14 protein-coding genes and 1 pseudogene are annotated in these 15,220 nt (G+C 67.5%); 10 read left to right on the top strand and 5 right to left on the bottom strand.

Going from position 1 to position 15,220, the window contains the following annotated elements; all coding sequences use genetic code 11:
- From FJM51_RS11305 to FJM51_RS11290, 4 genes are all read left to right on the top strand, one after another.
- Positions 1 to 889: sugar phosphate isomerase/epimerase family protein (locus tag FJM51_RS11305; protein ID WP_140454246.1), on the top strand; the 889-nt coding region annotated here is incomplete at its 5' end.
- Positions 886 to 1,905 (top strand): Gfo/Idh/MocA family oxidoreductase, encoded by a 1,020-nt coding sequence (locus FJM51_RS11300; protein ID WP_140454245.1) that lies wholly within the window; start codon positions 886 to 888, stop codon positions 1,903 to 1,905. The genes FJM51_RS11305 and FJM51_RS11300, both read left to right, overlap by 4 nt.
- Before the next feature lie 69 nt (positions 1,906 to 1,974).
- Complete coding sequence (locus FJM51_RS11295) at positions 1,975 to 2,916, top strand: sugar phosphate isomerase/epimerase family protein (protein WP_140454244.1); 942 nt, start codon at positions 1,975 to 1,977, stop codon at positions 2,914 to 2,916.
- 9 nt (positions 2,917 to 2,925) lie between these two features.
- On the top strand, positions 2,926 to 3,960 hold the full coding sequence (locus tag FJM51_RS11290) for a Gfo/Idh/MocA family protein (RefSeq protein ID WP_140454243.1): 1,035 nt from the start codon (positions 2,926 to 2,928) through the stop codon (positions 3,958 to 3,960).
- A 48-nt stretch (positions 3,961 to 4,008) separates the two neighbouring features.
- Here FJM51_RS11290 and FJM51_RS11285 read toward each other — a convergent pair whose 3' ends face one another.
- Complete coding sequence (locus FJM51_RS11285; protein WP_140454242.1) at positions 4,009 to 5,370, bottom strand: 8-oxoguanine deaminase; 1,362 nt, start codon at positions 5,368 to 5,370, stop codon at positions 4,009 to 4,011.
- A 218-nt stretch (positions 5,371 to 5,588) separates the two neighbouring features.
- Here FJM51_RS11285 and gshB point away from each other — a divergent pair, with 218 nt between their 5' ends.
- Complete coding sequence (gene gshB, locus FJM51_RS11280) at positions 5,589 to 6,530, top strand: glutathione synthase (RefSeq protein ID WP_181164532.1); 942 nt, start codon at positions 5,589 to 5,591, stop codon at positions 6,528 to 6,530.
- A gap of 15 nt (positions 6,531 to 6,545) precedes the next feature.
- Positions 6,546 to 7,445, top strand: coding sequence for an alpha/beta hydrolase (locus tag FJM51_RS11275; protein WP_140454241.1), 900 nt, complete (start codon positions 6,546 to 6,548; stop codon positions 7,443 to 7,445).
- On the opposite strand, the pseudogene FJM51_RS11270 reads toward FJM51_RS11275, so the two are convergent.
- Positions 7,430 to 8,023 (bottom strand): annotated as a pseudogene (locus FJM51_RS11270) (ATP-binding protein); the annotation flags it as partial. The gene FJM51_RS11275 and the pseudogene FJM51_RS11270 sit on opposite strands and share 16 nt — an antisense overlap.
- Positions 8,024 to 8,089: 66 nt before the next feature.
- Between FJM51_RS11270 and FJM51_RS11265 the strand changes: the two are divergent.
- Complete coding sequence (locus FJM51_RS11265) at positions 8,090 to 8,557, top strand: hypothetical protein (protein ID WP_210240269.1); 468 nt, start codon at positions 8,090 to 8,092, stop codon at positions 8,555 to 8,557.
- An 879-nt stretch (positions 8,558 to 9,436) separates the two neighbouring features.
- On the opposite strand, the gene FJM51_RS11260 is transcribed toward FJM51_RS11265, so the two are convergent.
- Together FJM51_RS11260 and FJM51_RS11255 are read right to left on the bottom strand one after the other, a co-directional pair.
- A complete protein-coding gene (locus FJM51_RS11260; RefSeq protein ID WP_140454239.1) occupies positions 9,437 to 9,622 on the bottom strand; it encodes a hypothetical protein in 186 nt (61 codons plus the stop codon).
- Positions 9,623 to 9,870: 248 nt separating this feature from the next.
- Positions 9,871 to 10,836 (bottom strand): IS1595 family transposase, encoded by a 966-nt coding sequence (locus tag FJM51_RS11255; protein WP_140454238.1) that lies wholly within the window; start codon positions 10,834 to 10,836, stop codon positions 9,871 to 9,873.
- A 99-nt stretch (positions 10,837 to 10,935) separates the two neighbouring features.
- On the opposite strand from FJM51_RS11255, the gene FJM51_RS11250 reads away from it, so the two are divergent.
- Positions 10,936 to 11,163, top strand: a complete 228-nt coding sequence (locus FJM51_RS11250; RefSeq protein ID WP_140454237.1) for a DUF6471 domain-containing protein — start codon at positions 10,936 to 10,938, stop codon at positions 11,161 to 11,163.
- A gap of 14 nt (positions 11,164 to 11,177) precedes the next feature.
- Here the strand turns inward: FJM51_RS11250 and FJM51_RS11245 are convergent, their stop codons facing one another.
- Positions 11,178 to 13,004, bottom strand: a complete 1,827-nt coding sequence (locus tag FJM51_RS11245) for a YifB family Mg chelatase-like AAA ATPase (RefSeq protein WP_140454236.1) — start codon at positions 13,002 to 13,004, stop codon at positions 11,178 to 11,180.
- Positions 13,005 to 13,332: 328 nt separating this feature from the next.
- Between FJM51_RS11245 and FJM51_RS11240 the strand changes: the two genes are divergently transcribed.
- Both FJM51_RS11240 and FJM51_RS11235 read left to right on the top strand, forming a co-directional pair.
- Positions 13,333 to 14,214 carry an RNA polymerase factor sigma-32 gene (locus FJM51_RS11240; RefSeq protein WP_140454235.1) on the top strand — a complete coding sequence of 294 codons (882 nt, stop codon included), beginning with the start codon at positions 13,333 to 13,335 and terminating at the stop codon, positions 14,212 to 14,214.
- 95 nt (positions 14,215 to 14,309) lie between these two features.
- Positions 14,310 to 15,158 (top strand): ChaN family lipoprotein, encoded by an 849-nt coding sequence (locus tag FJM51_RS11235; protein WP_181164531.1) that lies wholly within the window; start codon positions 14,310 to 14,312, stop codon positions 15,156 to 15,158.
- The last annotated feature ends 62 nt before the right edge of the window (positions 15,159 to 15,220 follow it).

Below are 15,220 nucleotides of genomic sequence, written 5' to 3'. Positions count from 1 at the left end.
CCCCTTCATGCACCGCCATCTCCCGCTCGAGGAGATCCCGCGCAAGGTGCGCGAACTCGGCTACGACTGGATCGAGCTCTCCCCGCGCGGCGACTTCCTCGAGTGGTTCAAGGCGCCCCGCGTCTTCCCCGACCGGATCAAGGCGGTGAAGCAGGCGCTCAGGGCGGAGAACGTCGGCATCGCCTCGCTCTTGCCGATGTACCGCTGGGCCTCGAACGACGAGACCGAGCGCCAGGCGGCCGTGCGGCACTGGAAGCGCGCGATCGAGATCGCCGTCGAGCTCGAAGTCGACACGATGAACTCGGAATTCGGCCGGGGGCCGCATCCCGACAAGGGCTCCTGCTACTGCTGCCACACCGGCTCGATGATCGAGGCCTGCGAGGATGCGTGGTGGCGCTCGATGGAGGAGCTGGTGCCGATCTTCGAGCGCGAGGGGATCAACCTCCACGTCGAGCCGCATCCCGAGGACTGGTGCGAGACGATCCAGCCCGCGCTCGACATCATCCGCACGGTCAATTCCAGCCGTGTGAAATTCCTCTACTGCGCGCCGCACACCTTCTACTTCGGCGACGACACCGTGGCGATGCTGCGCGAGAGCGCCGACGTGCTCGCCCATGTCCATGTCGGCGACACGTTCAACCACAAGGCCAGCTCGGGCCTGCGCTACATCGTGAACCCGCCGGGTTCGACGGCGCGCGTGCACCAGCATCTCAACATCGGCCAGGGCGAGGTGCCCTGGGACGACTTCTTCGGCACGCTCCACGAGATCGGCTTCGACGGCGTCATGACCGCCTGCGTCTTCGCCTGGGAGGAGAAGGCCGACGAGTCCGGCAGGTTCATGCGCTCGGAAATGCAGCGCTACATCGACAAGTTCTGGGGGAAGAAATGAGCCTCAAGGTTGGAGTCGTCGGGACGGGGATGATCGGTCTGGATCACATCCGCCGTCTCACCCAGGTGCTCTCCGGCGTCGAGGTGGTCGGCGTGACCGACATCGACCTCGACCGCGCCAAGTCCGCCGCGCCGAAAGGGGCGAAGGTCTTCGAGACGCCCGAGGCGCTGATCGCCGATCCGGGCGTCGAGGCGGTTGTGATCTGTTCCTGGGGCGGCGCGCACGAGGCGCAGCTTCTGGCCGCGATCGCCGCCGGCAAGCCGGTATTCTGCGAGAAGCCGCTCGTCACCTCCGAGGCCGCCGCGCTCCGGGTCATGGACGCCGAGGTGGCCTTCGGCCGCCGTCTCGTGCAGGTCGGCTTCATGCGCCGCTTCGATGCCGATTACCGCCGGCTGAAGGCGGTGATCGACGGCGGCACCCTCGGCGCGCCGCTGCTCTATCACTCGACGCACCGCAACGCCTCGGTACCGGAGGCCTGGAGCTCGGAACTGCCGCTCAACGACACGCTGGTGCATGACGCGGACATCTCGCGCTGGCTGCTCGGCGACGAGGTGACGGGCGTCGAGGTGCGCGTGCCGCGCCGCAACCGCCGCCGCGACGACCTGCGCGACCCGGTGGTGGTGCTGCTCCACATGGGTTCGGGCGCGCTGGTCGATGTCGAGATCTCGGTCAACATCGGCTACGGCTACGACATAAGGGGCGAGGTGAGCTGCGAGGACGGCGTGGCCTCGCTGCCGAACCGGCCCGCGACGGTGGTCTCCGACAAGCACGGCATCCGCCAGGCGATTCCCGAGGACTGGCGCGAGCGCTTCATCGAGGCCTACGACCAGGAGTTCCGCGAGTGGATCGTCGCGGCGGGCGAGGGCACGGCGACGGGTCCGAGCACCTGGGACGGCTACGCGGCGACCCTGGTCGCCGACGCGGCGCTCCGCGCGGTCGAGAGCGGCGGGCTCGAGAAGATCGCGATGCGCGACAAGCCGGCGCTCTACGGCGCGCGGGTCGCGGTCGCGGCCTGAGATCAGGACGGCGGGACCGGGTCGCAGGCGATCCGCCCCGCGCATTTCACCCCTCGCGGGAACGGACATATGAAACTCTCCATCTGCACCGATGTGATGGGCGACCTCGCCTTCACGGACATGCTCGACAAATGCGTGAAGCTCGGCGTCGAGGGCATCGAGATGACCGGCGGCGGCTGGTCGAAGGGCCCGCATTTCCGCGCCGACGCGCTCCTCGCCGACAAGGGCAAGCTGAAGGCGGCGCTTAAGGAGATCGAGGCGCGCGGGCTCGAGATCGCCGCCCTGAACTGCTCCGCGAACCCGCTCGATCCCGGCCCGATGGGCGCCCGCCACGCCCGGGAAATGGAGGACACGATCCGGCTCGCGGGTGAGATCGGCGTCAAGACCGTCGTCACGATGTCCGGCCTGCCGGCCGCGGCGCCGGGCGACACGGTACCGAACTGGCTCGTCTATACGAAGAGCTGGCCCGACGAGATGCCGGAGCGCGACCGCTACCAGTGGGAGGACTGCGCGATCCCGTTCTGGGAGAAGATGGTCTCGCTCGCGAAGGAGGTCGGCGTCGAGAAATATGCGCTCGAGAACTTTTCCGCCATGCTGGTCTGGAACCCGGAGACGCTGTTCCGGCTGCGCGACGCCGTCGATCCGATGATCGGAATGAACCTCGATCCCTCGCACCTGATCTGGATGGGCGCGGACCCGATCGCCGCGGCCCGCGCGCTCGGCCCGGCGATCCACCATTGCCACGGCAAGGACACGAGGATCGAGCGCGGCCCCGCCGACGTGAACGGCCTGCTGGAGCTCAAGGAGGTGACCGACGTCGCCAACCGGAGCTGGAACTACGTCGCCGTCGGCGCCGGCCGCGATCTTCAGTGGTGGAAGGAGTTCTTCTCCGTGGTCCGCATGGTCGGCTACAACGGCTGGGTGAGCCTCGAGATGGAGGATTTCACCATGTCGACCGAGGCGGGCATCCAGTCCTCGATCGACGCCCTTCAGGCCACGATCAGCCGCTGAGGAGGAAAGATGCGTATCGGACTTGTGGGCTACGGCACGGGCGGGCGGCATTTCCACGCCCCGTTCATCGCCGCCGCCGAGGGCGTGGAACTCGCGGGCGTGGTCGCCCGCGCGCCCGCGACGATTGCGAAGGTGGAGGCCGATCTGCTGGGCACGCCGGTCTACCCGAGCCTCGCCGCGATGATCGCCGCGGGCGGCATCGACGCGGTGACGATCACCACCCCGCCCCAGACCCGGCGCGACCTGGTGCTCGAGGCGATCGCCGCCGGTCTCCACGTGATCGCGGACAAGCCCTTCGCCCCCTCGGCGGAGGTGGCGCGGGAACTGGACGCGGCGGCGAAGGCCGGGGGCGTCGTGCTCGGCGTCTACCACAACCGCCGCTACGATTCCGATCTCCGGACGCTGCGCAAGGTGATCGCGGACGGCCGGATCGGGAAGGTCTGGCGCATCCATTCGCGCATGGAGCAGGACGATCCGGCGACGCTCGAGGCGGGGCCGACCGGCGGCCTGCTGCGCGATCTCGGCAGCCATGTCGTCGACCAGATGCTCTTCCTGCTCGGCCCGGTGACCTCGGTCGACGCGCAGCTCGACATCGCGGACCTGCCCGAGGGGCCGACGGACGCGGGGTTCACCATCACGCTGCGCCACGCCGGCGGCGCGCATTCCCATCTTTCGGCGAGCAAGCTCAACCGGATCGACGCGAAGGAATACCGCGCCTATGGCGACGCCGGCACCTATCTCTCGTCGAGCACCGACGTCCAGGCCCAGGCGATCTTCGCCGGGCTCCGGCCCGCGGCCGATCCCGCCGGCTGGGGCTACGAGCCCGAGGCGAACCGGGGCACGCTGCTGACCGGCGCCGGCGCCGAGCGCGTGCCGTCGGAGCAGGGCCGCTATCACGACTACTACGCGGCCTTCGCCCGCGCGGTGCGCGACGGCGGGCCGCCGCCGGTGACGGCGGAGGAGGCGACGGCGGTCCTCGCCGTGCTCGACGCCGCGCGGAGGAGCGCGCTCGAGGGCCGCTCGGTCGAGATCACGCCCGGCTGAGGCGCCGGGGCGGTTCAGCGTTCCCCGGACTTGGGACGATGCCCGCCCTCAGCCCGCGACGAGGTCGCGCGCGAGCGCGTTGTGCCGGGCGACGAGGTGCCGGAGGTCGAGCGTGGCGAGCCGTCCCTCGCGCACCACGACCCGGCCGTTCACGACCGTGAAGGCCGCGCCGGGGCCGTGGCAGAAGACCAGCGCCGCCACCGGATCGTGACCGGCGCCCGCGTAGGCGATGCCGCGGAGGTCGAAGGCGGCGAGATCCGCCGCCATGCCCGGGCCGATCGCGCCGATGTCGTCGCGGTTCAGCACCCGCGCCCCGCCCCGCGTCGCGAGCGCGAGCGCCTCGCGCGCGCCGAGCGCCGCCGGGCCGGAGCGGACCCGCTGCGCGAGCAGCGCCTGTCTGACCTCGCCCAGCATGTGCGATCCGTCGTTCGAGGCCGAGCCGTCGACGCCGAGGCCCACGGGGACGCCCGCGTCGAGCATCCGCCGGACCGGCGCGATCCCCGAGGCGAGGCGCATGTTCGAACAGGGGCAATGCGCGACCCCCGTCCCGGTGCGGGCGAAGGCGGCGATGCCGGGTGCGTCGAGCTTCACGCAATGCGCGTGCCAGACATCGGGGCCGAGCCAGCCGAGATCCTCGGCGTATTCGGCCGGCGTCCGCCCGAAGACCTCGCGGCTGTAGGCGATGTCGTTGTCGTTCTCCGCGAGATGGGTATGGAGCGAGACGCCGCGATCGCGCGCCAGCGCCGCGCTCTCGCGCATCAGATCGGTCGAGACCGAGAAGGGCGAGCAGGGCGCGAGCACGACGCGCAGCATCGAGAACCGCGCCGGGTCGTGATAGGCGTCGATCAGCCGCTCGCTGTCGCGCAGGATGGCCGCCTCTTCCTCGACGCAGGCGTCGGGCGGCAGGCCGCCCTTGCTCTCGCCGACGCTCATCGAGCCGCGGGCGGCGTGAAAGCGCATGCCGATCTCGCGCGCCGCCGCGATCGAATCGTCGAGCCGGCAGCCGTTGGGATAGATGTAGAGATGATCCGAACTGGTGGTACAGCCCGAGAGCAGCAGCTCCGCCATCGCCGTCTGGGTCGAGACCGCCACCATCTCGGGCGTGAGCCGCGCCCAGATCGGATAGAGGCTCCGCAGCCAGCCGAAGAGCTCCGCGTCCTGGGCCGCCGGCACCACCCGCGTCAGCGTCTGGTACATGTGGTGATGCGTGTTGACGAGCCCCGGGATCAGGACATGGCCGGAGAGGTCGATCACCTCGTCCGCCACCCGAGGCAGCGCCGCGGCCGGTCCCGCGGCGACGATCCGGTTCCCCGCGACCAGCACCGAACCGTTCGCGATCTCGCGCCGCTCCTCGTCCATCGTCACGACCACCTCGGCGTCGCGCAGCAGCAGGGTGCGTTCCCGTTCCATGGGTTACCTCGATCTCGCGTCGCATCGCGCTCGCCCGCGGGGAGCCTAGCCCGCGGCGCGGGCGGGAGACAATCGCCGCCGCGGGACCGGCTCCGGGCGGCGGCGCGGACCCGCCGCCGTTTCCGCGCCCCGGGAAACGGATTTGCGACGATCGCCGCCCTTGCCAGCGCGGCGCGCGTCGGCCATGACTCGGGCCCGAAACCTGCCCGGAGACACCGATGGCCCTGAAAGTCGCGGTCCAGATGGATCCGATCGACAAGATCAACATCAACGCCGACTCGACCTTCCGGATCATGGAGGAGGCGCGGGCGCGCGGGCACACGCTCTTCTACTACACGCCCGACCGGCTCGTCTTCGACGAGGGCCGCGTCCAGGCGCATGGCTGGCCCGTCACGGTGCGGCGCGAGGAGGGGGCGCATTTCGACCTCGGCCCCGAGACGACGATCGACCTCGCGGAATGGGACGTGGTCTGGCTCCGGCAGGATCCGCCCTTCGACATGGCCTATCTGACGACGACCTTCCTGCTCGAACGCGTCCGGGACACGACGCTGGTGGTCAATGACCCGTTCTGGGTGCGCAACTATCCGGAGAAGCTGCTGGTCCTCGATTTCCCCGACCTGACGCCGCCGACCATGGTCGCGCGCGACATCGGCGCGCTGCGCGCCTTCAAGGGGCGCCATGGCGACATCATCCTGAAGCCCCTCTATGGCAATGGCGGCGCGGGGGTCTTCCGGCTCGATCCGAACGACCGCAACTTCGGCGCGCTCTACGAACTCTTCGCCTCGCTGAACCGCGAGCCGCTGATCGCGCAGAAGTTCCTGCCGGCGGTCAGCGCGGGCGACAAGCGCGTCATCCTCGTCGATGGCGAGCCCGTCGGCGCGATCAACCGCGTGCCACAGGAGGGCGAGACCCGCTCGAACATGCATGTGGGCGGTACGCCGATGAAGGTCGCGCTGACCGAACGCGACCGCGAGATCTGCGCCCGGATCGGGCCGCTGCTGCGCGAGAAGGGCCAGATCTTCGTCGGCATCGACGTGATCGGCGAATGGCTGACCGAGATCAACGTGACCTCGCCGACCGGCCTCCAGGAGCTCGAGCGTTTCGACGGCGCCAATGTCGCGGCGACGCTCTGGGAAGCGATCGAGCGCCGCCGCGGCTGAGGCGCCGGAGCGGCGATGTCCTGGCAACTGTCCGCGGTCGAGCTCTGGCTCCGCTTCGTCGAGAAGCCCTATCTCGCCTGGGAACATGATTTCGGCCGCGCGCGCCAGCGGCTGGAGCGGGCCGCCTCCCGCCTCCGCCCGCCCCCGGGGGCGCGGCTGACCTGCCGGCCGCTCGGCGGCCTGCCGGCCGCGCGGGTGGAGGGGCCGTCGCGGGCGACGCTGCTCTGGCTGCACGGGGGCGCCTATTGCCTCGGCTCGCCCCGCACCCACGCGGCCATGGTCGCGCATCTCGCGCGGCGGATCGGCGGATCGGCGGTCCTGCCCGCCTATCGGCTCGCGCCCGAACATCCCTTCCCGGCGGCGGTCGAGGACGCGGCCGCCGCCTATCGCGCGCTTCTCGCCGAGGGGGTGGACCCCGGGACGCTGGTGCTCGGCGGCGACAGCGCGGGCGGCGGGCTCGTATTCGCGCTGCTCGGCCAACTCGGCGCGCTCGGGCTGCCGGCCCCGGCCTGCGTGCTCGCCTTCTCGCCCTGGGTCGATCTCACCCTGGCGCGGCCGAGCCTGACCGAACTCGCGAGCCGGGAGTCGCTGCTGCCGGTGAGCCGGGTGACGGAGATCCGCGACCTCTACCTCGCCGGCGCCGATCCGCGCGATCCGCGCGCCTCGCCGCTCTTCGCCGATCTCGCGGGCGCGCCGCCGACGCTGATCCAGGCGAGCGAGGCCGAGATCCTGCGCGACGATGCCCGGGCGCTCGCCGAGGCGCTCGTCCGGCAGGGCGTGGATGCGAGGCTCGAACTCTGGCCCGACACGCCGCATGGCTGGCAGCTCTATCAGGAACATGTGCCGGAAGCCGATCACGCGCTCCACCGCGCCGCGGCCTTCGTCCGGCGCCGGCTCGGTCAGCCGAGCCGGTAGCCCGCCGCCTCCGCGACATGGCGCCGGAGCACCGGGACGCTCGCCTCGAGATCGGCGATGGTCCGCGCGACGCGCAGCACCCGGTGGTAGGCGCGGGCGCTGAGATGGAACCGTGTCGCGATCTCGCGCAGCAGGCTCGCCGCCGCCGGTTCCGGCGCGGCGATCGCCGCCAGAAGCTCGCCCTCGGCGTCGGCGTTCACGATCGCGCCGGGGACGGCCTCGAACCGGGCGCGCTGGACCGCCCGCGCCGCCGCGACCCGGGCCGCGACCGCCGCGCTGGCCTCCCCCGCGGGTGGGGCGGCGAGGTCGTCGATAGAGACCGCCGGCACCTCCACCCGCAGATCGAACCGGTCGAGCAGCGGGCCGGAGATCCGGCCCATGTAGTCCGCGCCGCAATCGGGCGCGCGCGGGCAGGCGCGCGCGGGATCCGCGAGATGGCCGCAGCGGCAGGGATTGGCGGCGGCGACGAGCAGGAAGCGGCAGGGATAGCGCACATGGGCGTTCGCCCGCGCGACGACCACCTCGCCGGTCTCGATCGGCTGGCGCAGCGTCTCGAGCACGGGGCGCGGAAATTCCGGCCTTATGTATCAAGCGCACCATGCCCTAAGATAGCCTCAAGCGTTTGACACTGCTAGACTATTCGCATGTCGAACATGCCAAAGCCCGACCGCCCGAACACCCTCGCTGGCCTCGTCGCCAAGCACTACGAGCTTCGCGCCATGCGGGACCGATACGAGGCGCAGATAAAGAAGCTCACGGTGGACATAGACCACCTGGACGCGGCGATCCGGCTCTTCGACGGGACGGCGGATCACAAGGCCCCGGGCGAGTACGTCATCGCGCACAAGGCGAAGAAGGGCAGCGTCACGCGCTTCGTGATGGCGCGGTTCCGCGAGGCCAGCGGCCCGCTCACCTCGCGCGACATAACCATGGCGTGGTGCGCCGACAGGGGCCTCACGGCGGACGAGGAAACCTACGCCGTCCTTCGGAAGCGCATCGGCGCCTGCATCAAGCAGTGCGCCATACGCGGACTCATAGAGGCGCGGGGGTGGTCAGAGGATCACGGGCCGGATGGGCCGTATAAGCTTTGGGTGCTGGCGGGGGAGCGGTGAGCCTGCCTGCTTCCACCCAAACGGGTTCCGGAAGGTGCGGCAAGAAGGGAAGCGATGGCGATGCGAGCCAACCTACTGGGGCAAGCCAAAGTGCGAGGCATGGGTGTATTCAGCCAATCAACGCCTCATAAAATCTATGCGTCGTGACGCTTGAAAGTGCACATTCGATATTTTAGAAGAGTCAATAAATATAAGATCGGTATTATAGTGCTTAGAGCCAACTTTTTCTCGGTTCTTTATATCAGCTTTGCAGGCGTCGCCATCCACGATAAGGTTCACAGTGTATGCCGCCCGGAGAACAACATGGTCTACAGTGTTTCTATCGTTTAAACTCACCTCAATTGGTATGCCCTGATACATGATGCGCGTCTTTCCATCTCCATCGGAAGTAAGCACAGCACATGTAACTATGGCATTGCTTTTGTGCAATGAAAGATCCGCTAGCCTCCCGTACATCAATCTGCCAAGAGTTGGAACAAAAGTTGACATCCACTGAGTAATTCTTGCCAAAATATAAGACGTTGCCAATATAAACAGAAATGCCAGCACACCCTCAACGGGGTAACCGAAAAAGTATTCTATTATTGGGCTACCAGATCTATCTCCATAATGTTGCGCTAATACCCGTTCACCATCATAAGTGATCAACGGGACTGGTACTATTTTAGCTCCTTGAGGGAGCAAGTTGTACAGCACGTACACAGCAAGTACAAAAACATATACTGCCGATGAGTAAAATAATATAGAAACAGTCGAATGAATTGTTCCAGATGCAAAGATCGGCCGGGTTACGACAGATCTATGGTATATTAGGCTCCGGTATATCAGTCCCGGTATTAACAGTAGGAATATCGTTAGCGTGCTCGTCGTTAGCGACACCTAAGCCGCTTCACATTTTACAATTTCATCGATCTTCTCCAAGATTTTCTTGCTCGACAAACTCTCCCCAGCAGGGGTCTCGGAGGCAACCCCTTCTATCGCCTGCTGGACAACCCAAGAGTCTCCGCTTGCCCTGCTCAAAAATAGCTCGATCAACTCGTCTCGCTCTTTGAAGCCACGGATCATCTGATCTACTCCCCAAGCGCCTGCCGTCGCGCTAACGCGAATCACCTCGCCAGCCACCTCTTTGGGTGGCCTAGACGAATCTTTCGACGTTTCCCATGTTTGTTCTTAGGCGGCAGCCGATTCCATCGTACTTTCCACATTCAATTGCGTCAACGCCAACGCTTGCCGCTTCGTTCCGACCTTCGTGCCACGCAACTTTGTCCGAAGAGTCTGAGCGATGCGTAAATGGTGTAGAATGGGCTTTCTTTTCAAGCCGCCCGCTGCCAATAGCCCTTCCACGCCCGGCTGACCGGCGCGGCCATCGCATTGGCAACCACGCGCTGAACCAGCGCCCGGCTGCCGTCACGGCGGTGATCCTCGATCCAAGCGGCGTGGGCGGCGTACTGGTGAAGGTAGCCCGCCGAGACGAAATGGTGCTGCCCTTCGACCATGCGGCGCAGCCGGGAGAAGTAGCTTTCGACCCAGTTGGTGTGCTCGCCGTCGCCCGCGCTGTATTCCACGGAATGGTTGACGCGCCCACCCTTGGCGAAAACCGCGTCGAGCACGTCCCAATGCGAACCCTCGTCCGCGTAGAGCGCGGCGTCGCGATCCACGATGCGGAGCGCGTGCTTGACGCCCTCGGCCTCTTCCTTGCCGATGAAGGTCACGGTGCGGCCCTCGCGCTCGCGCAGGGCGATCACGACGCGGCGGCGGTCCGAGCGGTTCTCCTTGAGACGACGGTCCTTCCGGTCTTCCTTGCGATTCTCCGGGCGGACCACGCCGCCGAAATAGGCGCCATCGATCTCGACTTCGCCGTCAAGCTCGGCGCCGTGGACTTCGCGCGCCAGCGCCTCGCGGAGCTTGTGCGCCATCACCCAGGCCGTCTTGTACTGAACGTCCATCGTCCGCGAGAACTGCACCGCCGACATGCCCTTGGCGTTGGTCACGAAGATGCAGATCGCGGCGAGCAGGTCCACGAAGGAGAGCTTGCGGCTCGCGAAGATGGTCCCGGACGTGACGCTGAACTGATGCCCGCAGCCCTTGCACTTGAACTTGCGGCGGGTGGCGATGGTGTAGGTATCGCAGCAGCCGCAGCGCGGGCAGATCGCCTCGCCGTCCGTCTCGGGCCAGCGCAGCTTGCGGAAGGTGGCGTAGGCCGCGTCCTCGCCAGCCGCGTAAATCTCCTTGAGGGAGAGGGTGCGGGCTTTCGCGGAGAGGAGGAAGTGCTGTGCCATGATACCGTATCCGATAACTTAATATCGAATATAGTATATAGACATACTGTACGCAAGGGGTTATCTATCGCATACGATATGTTTTTATCGGAGGATAGGATGCCCGAACACACGGATTGGGAACTGCTCGCGGCCAACACCCTCAAGGCCGAGCTGAAACGAAAGGGCGTGACTTACGCCAAGCTAGTCGAGATGCTCGCGGCCATTGGAATCAGCGAGAAGGAGGCGAACGTCGCAAACAAGCTCTCGCGAGGGAAGTTCAGCGCGGCGTTCATGTTTCAATGCCTATCCGCGATTGGCTGCTCATCGCTGCGGTTGGAGCCCTAGCCGCTGGTGCCGCGCTAGCCCAGGAACCACAAGGGCCGACCGTAGAAGGCCCACCCATACAGGAACAGCCAAGCGGGGGCGCAAATGGCGCTGAGCGCGAGATACCGCGACCTCCGATCCCGGTAATCATCGTCGAAAGCCCGGAAGATGCCGAGAACCGAAGGGACCGCGAAGCCAAAGCCGACCAGCATGAGGCCGATGATCTGAAGGCCCAGCAAAAGGCTGCTGACGCTGCTGAGCGTAGCGCTGCAACCGCTGATCGGCAAATGATACCGACATGGCTCCAACTCGGGATCGCCACTCTCGGGACCGGGCTGCTGATCTGGACGCTTTGCGAGACGCGCCGGGCGATCAGCGTTTCCAGAAAAATCGGCCAAGCTCAGGTCAGAGCCTACCTCACTGTTGCGGACAGCGAGATCATTCCGCCCGACAAATCGGCCATTTTCGAGCATCTGAACGGGGTCAAGGCGCGCGTCGTATTTCACAACTCTGGGCAGAGCCCCGCCCTCAACGTCAGATTTCGCCGCAAGGAGCGGACCATTGGCGCTCGCATTGAGGATTTCGACAGGGGGATAGAAGATGAGGAGTTCAGTTATATCGGCGCCCTTGGGGCTGGCGCTAAGTTCGTGTACAGCGTGGACAATGTTACCGAGCAAGACGAATACAGGTGTCTCATTTCTGGCGATGCCCACTCGTTCTTTTTCGGAGAAATATTCTATCGGGATGTTTTCGGAGGATGGTGGCTCGCAAGGTACTCCCTGAGAGTGGAGGCATTTGGGACCGAGCGCGCTGGGGCGTTCCCATATGGGCAGGGAAACAAGCTCGTCCGACTTCGCAAGGGTGAATACCCAAGCGAATGGGACGCACAAGCATAGCGCCCTAATCACGCCCGCCCCCCTTTGGTGCGCTTGATACATAAGGCCGGGAAATTCGGGGAACTCGTCGAGAAACAGCACGCCGTGGTGGGCGAGGCTGATCTCGCCCGGCTTCGCGCCGCGCCCGCCCCCGGCGATCGCGGCGACCGAGGCGGTGTGATGGGGCTCGCGGAACGGCCGGACGCGGCTGATCCCGCCTTCGTCGAGCAGCCCGGCGACGGAATGGATCATCGAGGTCTCCAGCGCCTCCGACGGCTCCATCGGCGGCAGGATCCCGGGCAGGCGGGCGGCGAGCATCGACTTGCCGCTGCCGGGCGGCCCGACCATCAGCAGGTGATGGCGTCCGGCGGCGGCGATCTCGAGCGCGCGCTTCGCCTTCTCCTGTCCCCGCACGTCGCCGAGATCCCGCGCCTCGGTCGTTCCCGCGACGAGGCCCGGCTCCGCCGGCGCCAGCGCCGTCTTGCCGGTCATGTGGTTGACGAGCGCGAGCAGCGTGCGCGGCGCGATCACCTGCGTCGCCCCGACCCAGGCGGCCTCCGCGCCCCGGCTCGCCGGGCAGATCAGGCTCCGGTCGACCTCGGCCGCCGCGAGCGCCGCCGGCAGCGCGCCGGTGACGGCGATGAGCCCACCGTCGAGCGCGAGTTCGCCCAGCGCGACCGCGCCCGCCACCGCGTCGCGCGGCACCGCGTCCATCTCGGCGAGCAGCGCGAGCGCGATCGGCAGATCGAAATGCGAGCCTTCCTTCGGCAGGTCGGCGGGGGAGAGATTGACGGTGATCCGCTTCGCGGGCAGCGCGAGCCCCATCGCGACCATCGCCGCGCGGACCCGTTCCTTCGCCTCCGAGACGGACTTGTCCGGCAGGCCCACCAGATTGAACGCGGGCAGGCCGGCGGCGATCGCGCATTGCACCTCGACCAGCCGGGCCTCCAGCCCCTGAAATGCCACCGTATAGGCGCAGGCGACCATGACGCTCCCCCGGATCCTCGCGCCAGCGATGGCGGAAAGCGGTTGCGGGGCCGTTAACGGGAGGAGGCGCCGGCTCACGTTTTCGCGCGCGCGAGATTTCTTCGCGGGGGCATTTGGGAGCGACACGCGCCCGCGCGGTGAAAACGTTTTTGAAATCAGTCCTCTACCGGAGGATCGCTCGCCGCCGCGCCATTCTCGCGCGCGCGTGGGCCGAGGAAATCCGAATTACAGGTGATCCAAATCGCCCCTTCGCGCGTAGTGGAATGTGTAAGGGTCGAGAGTGAGCCCCCGGGGCCGCATTCTCCCCGCTTCCGGAGGAGGACCGCATATGGCTCTGGACGACATCGGACTTCGAACCGTCACCAAGCGCGCCATGGGCGCGGAGATGCTCGACGCGGACACCGAACTGGCCCTCGCCCGCGCCTGGCGCGACGAGGGGGACGAACGTTCGCTGCACCGGCTCGTCAACGCCTACATGCGGCTCGCGATCTCGATGGCCGCGAAGTACCGGCGCTACGGCGCGCCGATGCCCGACCTCATCCAGGAGGCGGGCGTCGGGCTCATGAAGGCCGCGGAGAAGTTCGATCCGGACCGGGGCGTGCGCTTCTCGACCTACGCGGTCTGGTGGATCAAGGCCTCGATCCAGGATTACGTGATGCGCAACTGGTCGATGGTGCGGACCGGCTCCACCTCGTCGCAGAAGGCGCTCTTCTTCAATCTCCGCCGCGTCCGCGCCAAGCTGGAGCGGGAGGCGAGCGCGGTGGGCGACGTGCTCGACAGCCAGCGCCTGCGCGAGATGATCGCGGAGGAGGTCGGCGTACCGCTGCGCGACGTCGAGATGATGGATGCGCGGCTCTCCGGCGCCGATTTCTCGCTCAACGCCCAGCAGGCGGGCGAGGAGGGGCGCGAATGGGTCGAGACACTCGAGGACGAGGCGCCGCGGGCCGAGGAGACGGTGACGCGGGACGCCGATCTCGCGCGCGTGCGCGGCTGGCTCGCCGAGGCGCTGGGCGCGCTCAACGCGCGGGAGCGGATGATCATCGTCGAACGCAAGCTGCGCGACGAGCCCCGCACCCTCGAAAGCCTCGGCCAGGAACTCGGCCTCTCGAAGGAACGCATCCGCCAGCTCGAGGCGCAGGCGCTCGGAAAGCTCCGCAAACGCCTTGAAAGCGTGAGCGGTTCGGCGGCGGAGACGCTCGCGACGGCGTGACGGGCGGGCGGCGAAAGCGCGTGACGCGGTGGCGGGGGCGTGACATAGTCGGTTCCCGTCGCCGTAGCCTGTTTCCGTGTCCTTGGGGGGTGATGATGCGGTTTGGCCTCCGCGCCATTTCTCTGCTCATCGCGGGTGCCCAGCTTCCGGGCGCGGCCTTCGCCTCGACCGTCCCCGAATTCGTCGACCTTGCCCGCGACGCCGATATCGTCGTGCTGGGCGAGGTGCATGACAATCCGGCGCATCACGTCAACCAGGCCGAGATCGTCGCCGCGCTCAGGCCGGCCGCGCTCGTCTTCGAGATGATCCCGCAGGCGGACGAGGAAAAGGTGAACGAGTTGCGCGCGACCGGGGCGGGGCGGGCCGCCATCGCCGCCGCGCTGGAATGGGATCAGGGCGGCTGGCCCGACTTCGCCTATTACTGGCGCATCCTGACCGCCGCGCCGCGCGCCCAGGTCTTCGGCGCGGAGCAGCCGCGCGCCGACGTGCGCCGGGCCACTCTCGAGGGCGCGGCCGGCGTCTTCGGCCCCGACGCGTCGAATTACGGGCTCGACCAGCCGCTGCCGCCCGCCGAGCAGCGATTGCGCGAAGCCGAGCAGGCCAAGGCGCATTGCGATCTTCTTCCGCCCGAGCGGCTGCCGGGAATGGTGGAGGCGCAGCGTTTCCGCGACGCGGGCCTCGCCGACGCGGCGATCTGGGCGCGCACGATGACGGGGGGCGGGCAGGTCGTCGTGATCGCGGGCAGCGGACATGCCGACAAGCTCCGGGGCATGCCCGCGCTGCTGAGCTACGCCCAGCCGGGGCTCCGCGTCGTGACGCTCGGCCAGTTCGAGGCGGATCCGGAGAACGCCGGCGATTACGACGCGTTGATCCTCGCCCCCGCGCCGGCGCGCGAGGATCCCTGCGCGGGTCTCGGCGCGGCTCCGGAAAAGCCGGCGCCCTGAACGTTCCCGGCCCTTCTCCCCGGCTTGCGGCGGGGGCCGGAGCCAACTACGGTCCGCGCGCG

The sequence above is a fragment of the Amaricoccus solimangrovi genome, from assembly GCF_006385685.1.
Classification (GTDB): Bacteria; Pseudomonadota; Alphaproteobacteria; order Rhodobacterales; family Rhodobacteraceae; genus Amaricoccus; species Amaricoccus solimangrovi.
Note: the sequence above shows the minus strand (reverse complement) of the source record. Positions and strands in the feature narration are given on the sequence as shown.

Coding starts and splice junctions, on each gene's coding strand:
- FJM51_RS11300 (WP_140454245.1), top strand. CDS start 886: ATGAGCCTCAAGGTTGGAGTCGTCGGGACGGGGATGATCGGTCTGGAT.
- FJM51_RS11295 (WP_140454244.1), top strand. CDS start 1,975: ATGAAACTCTCCATCTGCACCGATGTGATGGGCGACCTCGCCTTCACG.
- FJM51_RS11290 (WP_140454243.1), top strand. CDS start 2,926: ATGCGTATCGGACTTGTGGGCTACGGCACGGGCGGGCGGCATTTCCAC.
- FJM51_RS11285 (WP_140454242.1), bottom strand. CDS start 5,370: ATGGAACGGGAACGCACCCTGCTGCTGCGCGACGCCGAGGTGGTCGTG.
- gshB (WP_181164532.1), top strand. CDS start 5,589: ATGGCCCTGAAAGTCGCGGTCCAGATGGATCCGATCGACAAGATCAAC.
- FJM51_RS11275 (WP_140454241.1), top strand. CDS start 6,546: ATGTCCTGGCAACTGTCCGCGGTCGAGCTCTGGCTCCGCTTCGTCGAG.
- FJM51_RS11265 (WP_210240269.1), top strand. CDS start 8,090: ATGTCGAACATGCCAAAGCCCGACCGCCCGAACACCCTCGCTGGCCTC.
- FJM51_RS11260 (WP_140454239.1), bottom strand. CDS start 9,622: ATGATCCGTGGCTTCAAAGAGCGAGACGAGTTGATCGAGCTATTTTTG.
- FJM51_RS11255 (WP_140454238.1), bottom strand. CDS start 10,836: ATGGCACAGCACTTCCTCCTCTCCGCGAAAGCCCGCACCCTCTCCCTC.
- FJM51_RS11250 (WP_140454237.1), top strand. CDS start 10,936: ATGCCCGAACACACGGATTGGGAACTGCTCGCGGCCAACACCCTCAAG.
- FJM51_RS11245 (WP_140454236.1), bottom strand. CDS start 13,004: ATGGTCGCCTGCGCCTATACGGTGGCATTTCAGGGGCTGGAGGCCCGG.
- FJM51_RS11240 (WP_140454235.1), top strand. CDS start 13,333: ATGGCTCTGGACGACATCGGACTTCGAACCGTCACCAAGCGCGCCATG.
- FJM51_RS11235 (WP_181164531.1), top strand. CDS start 14,310: ATGCGGTTTGGCCTCCGCGCCATTTCTCTGCTCATCGCGGGTGCCCAG.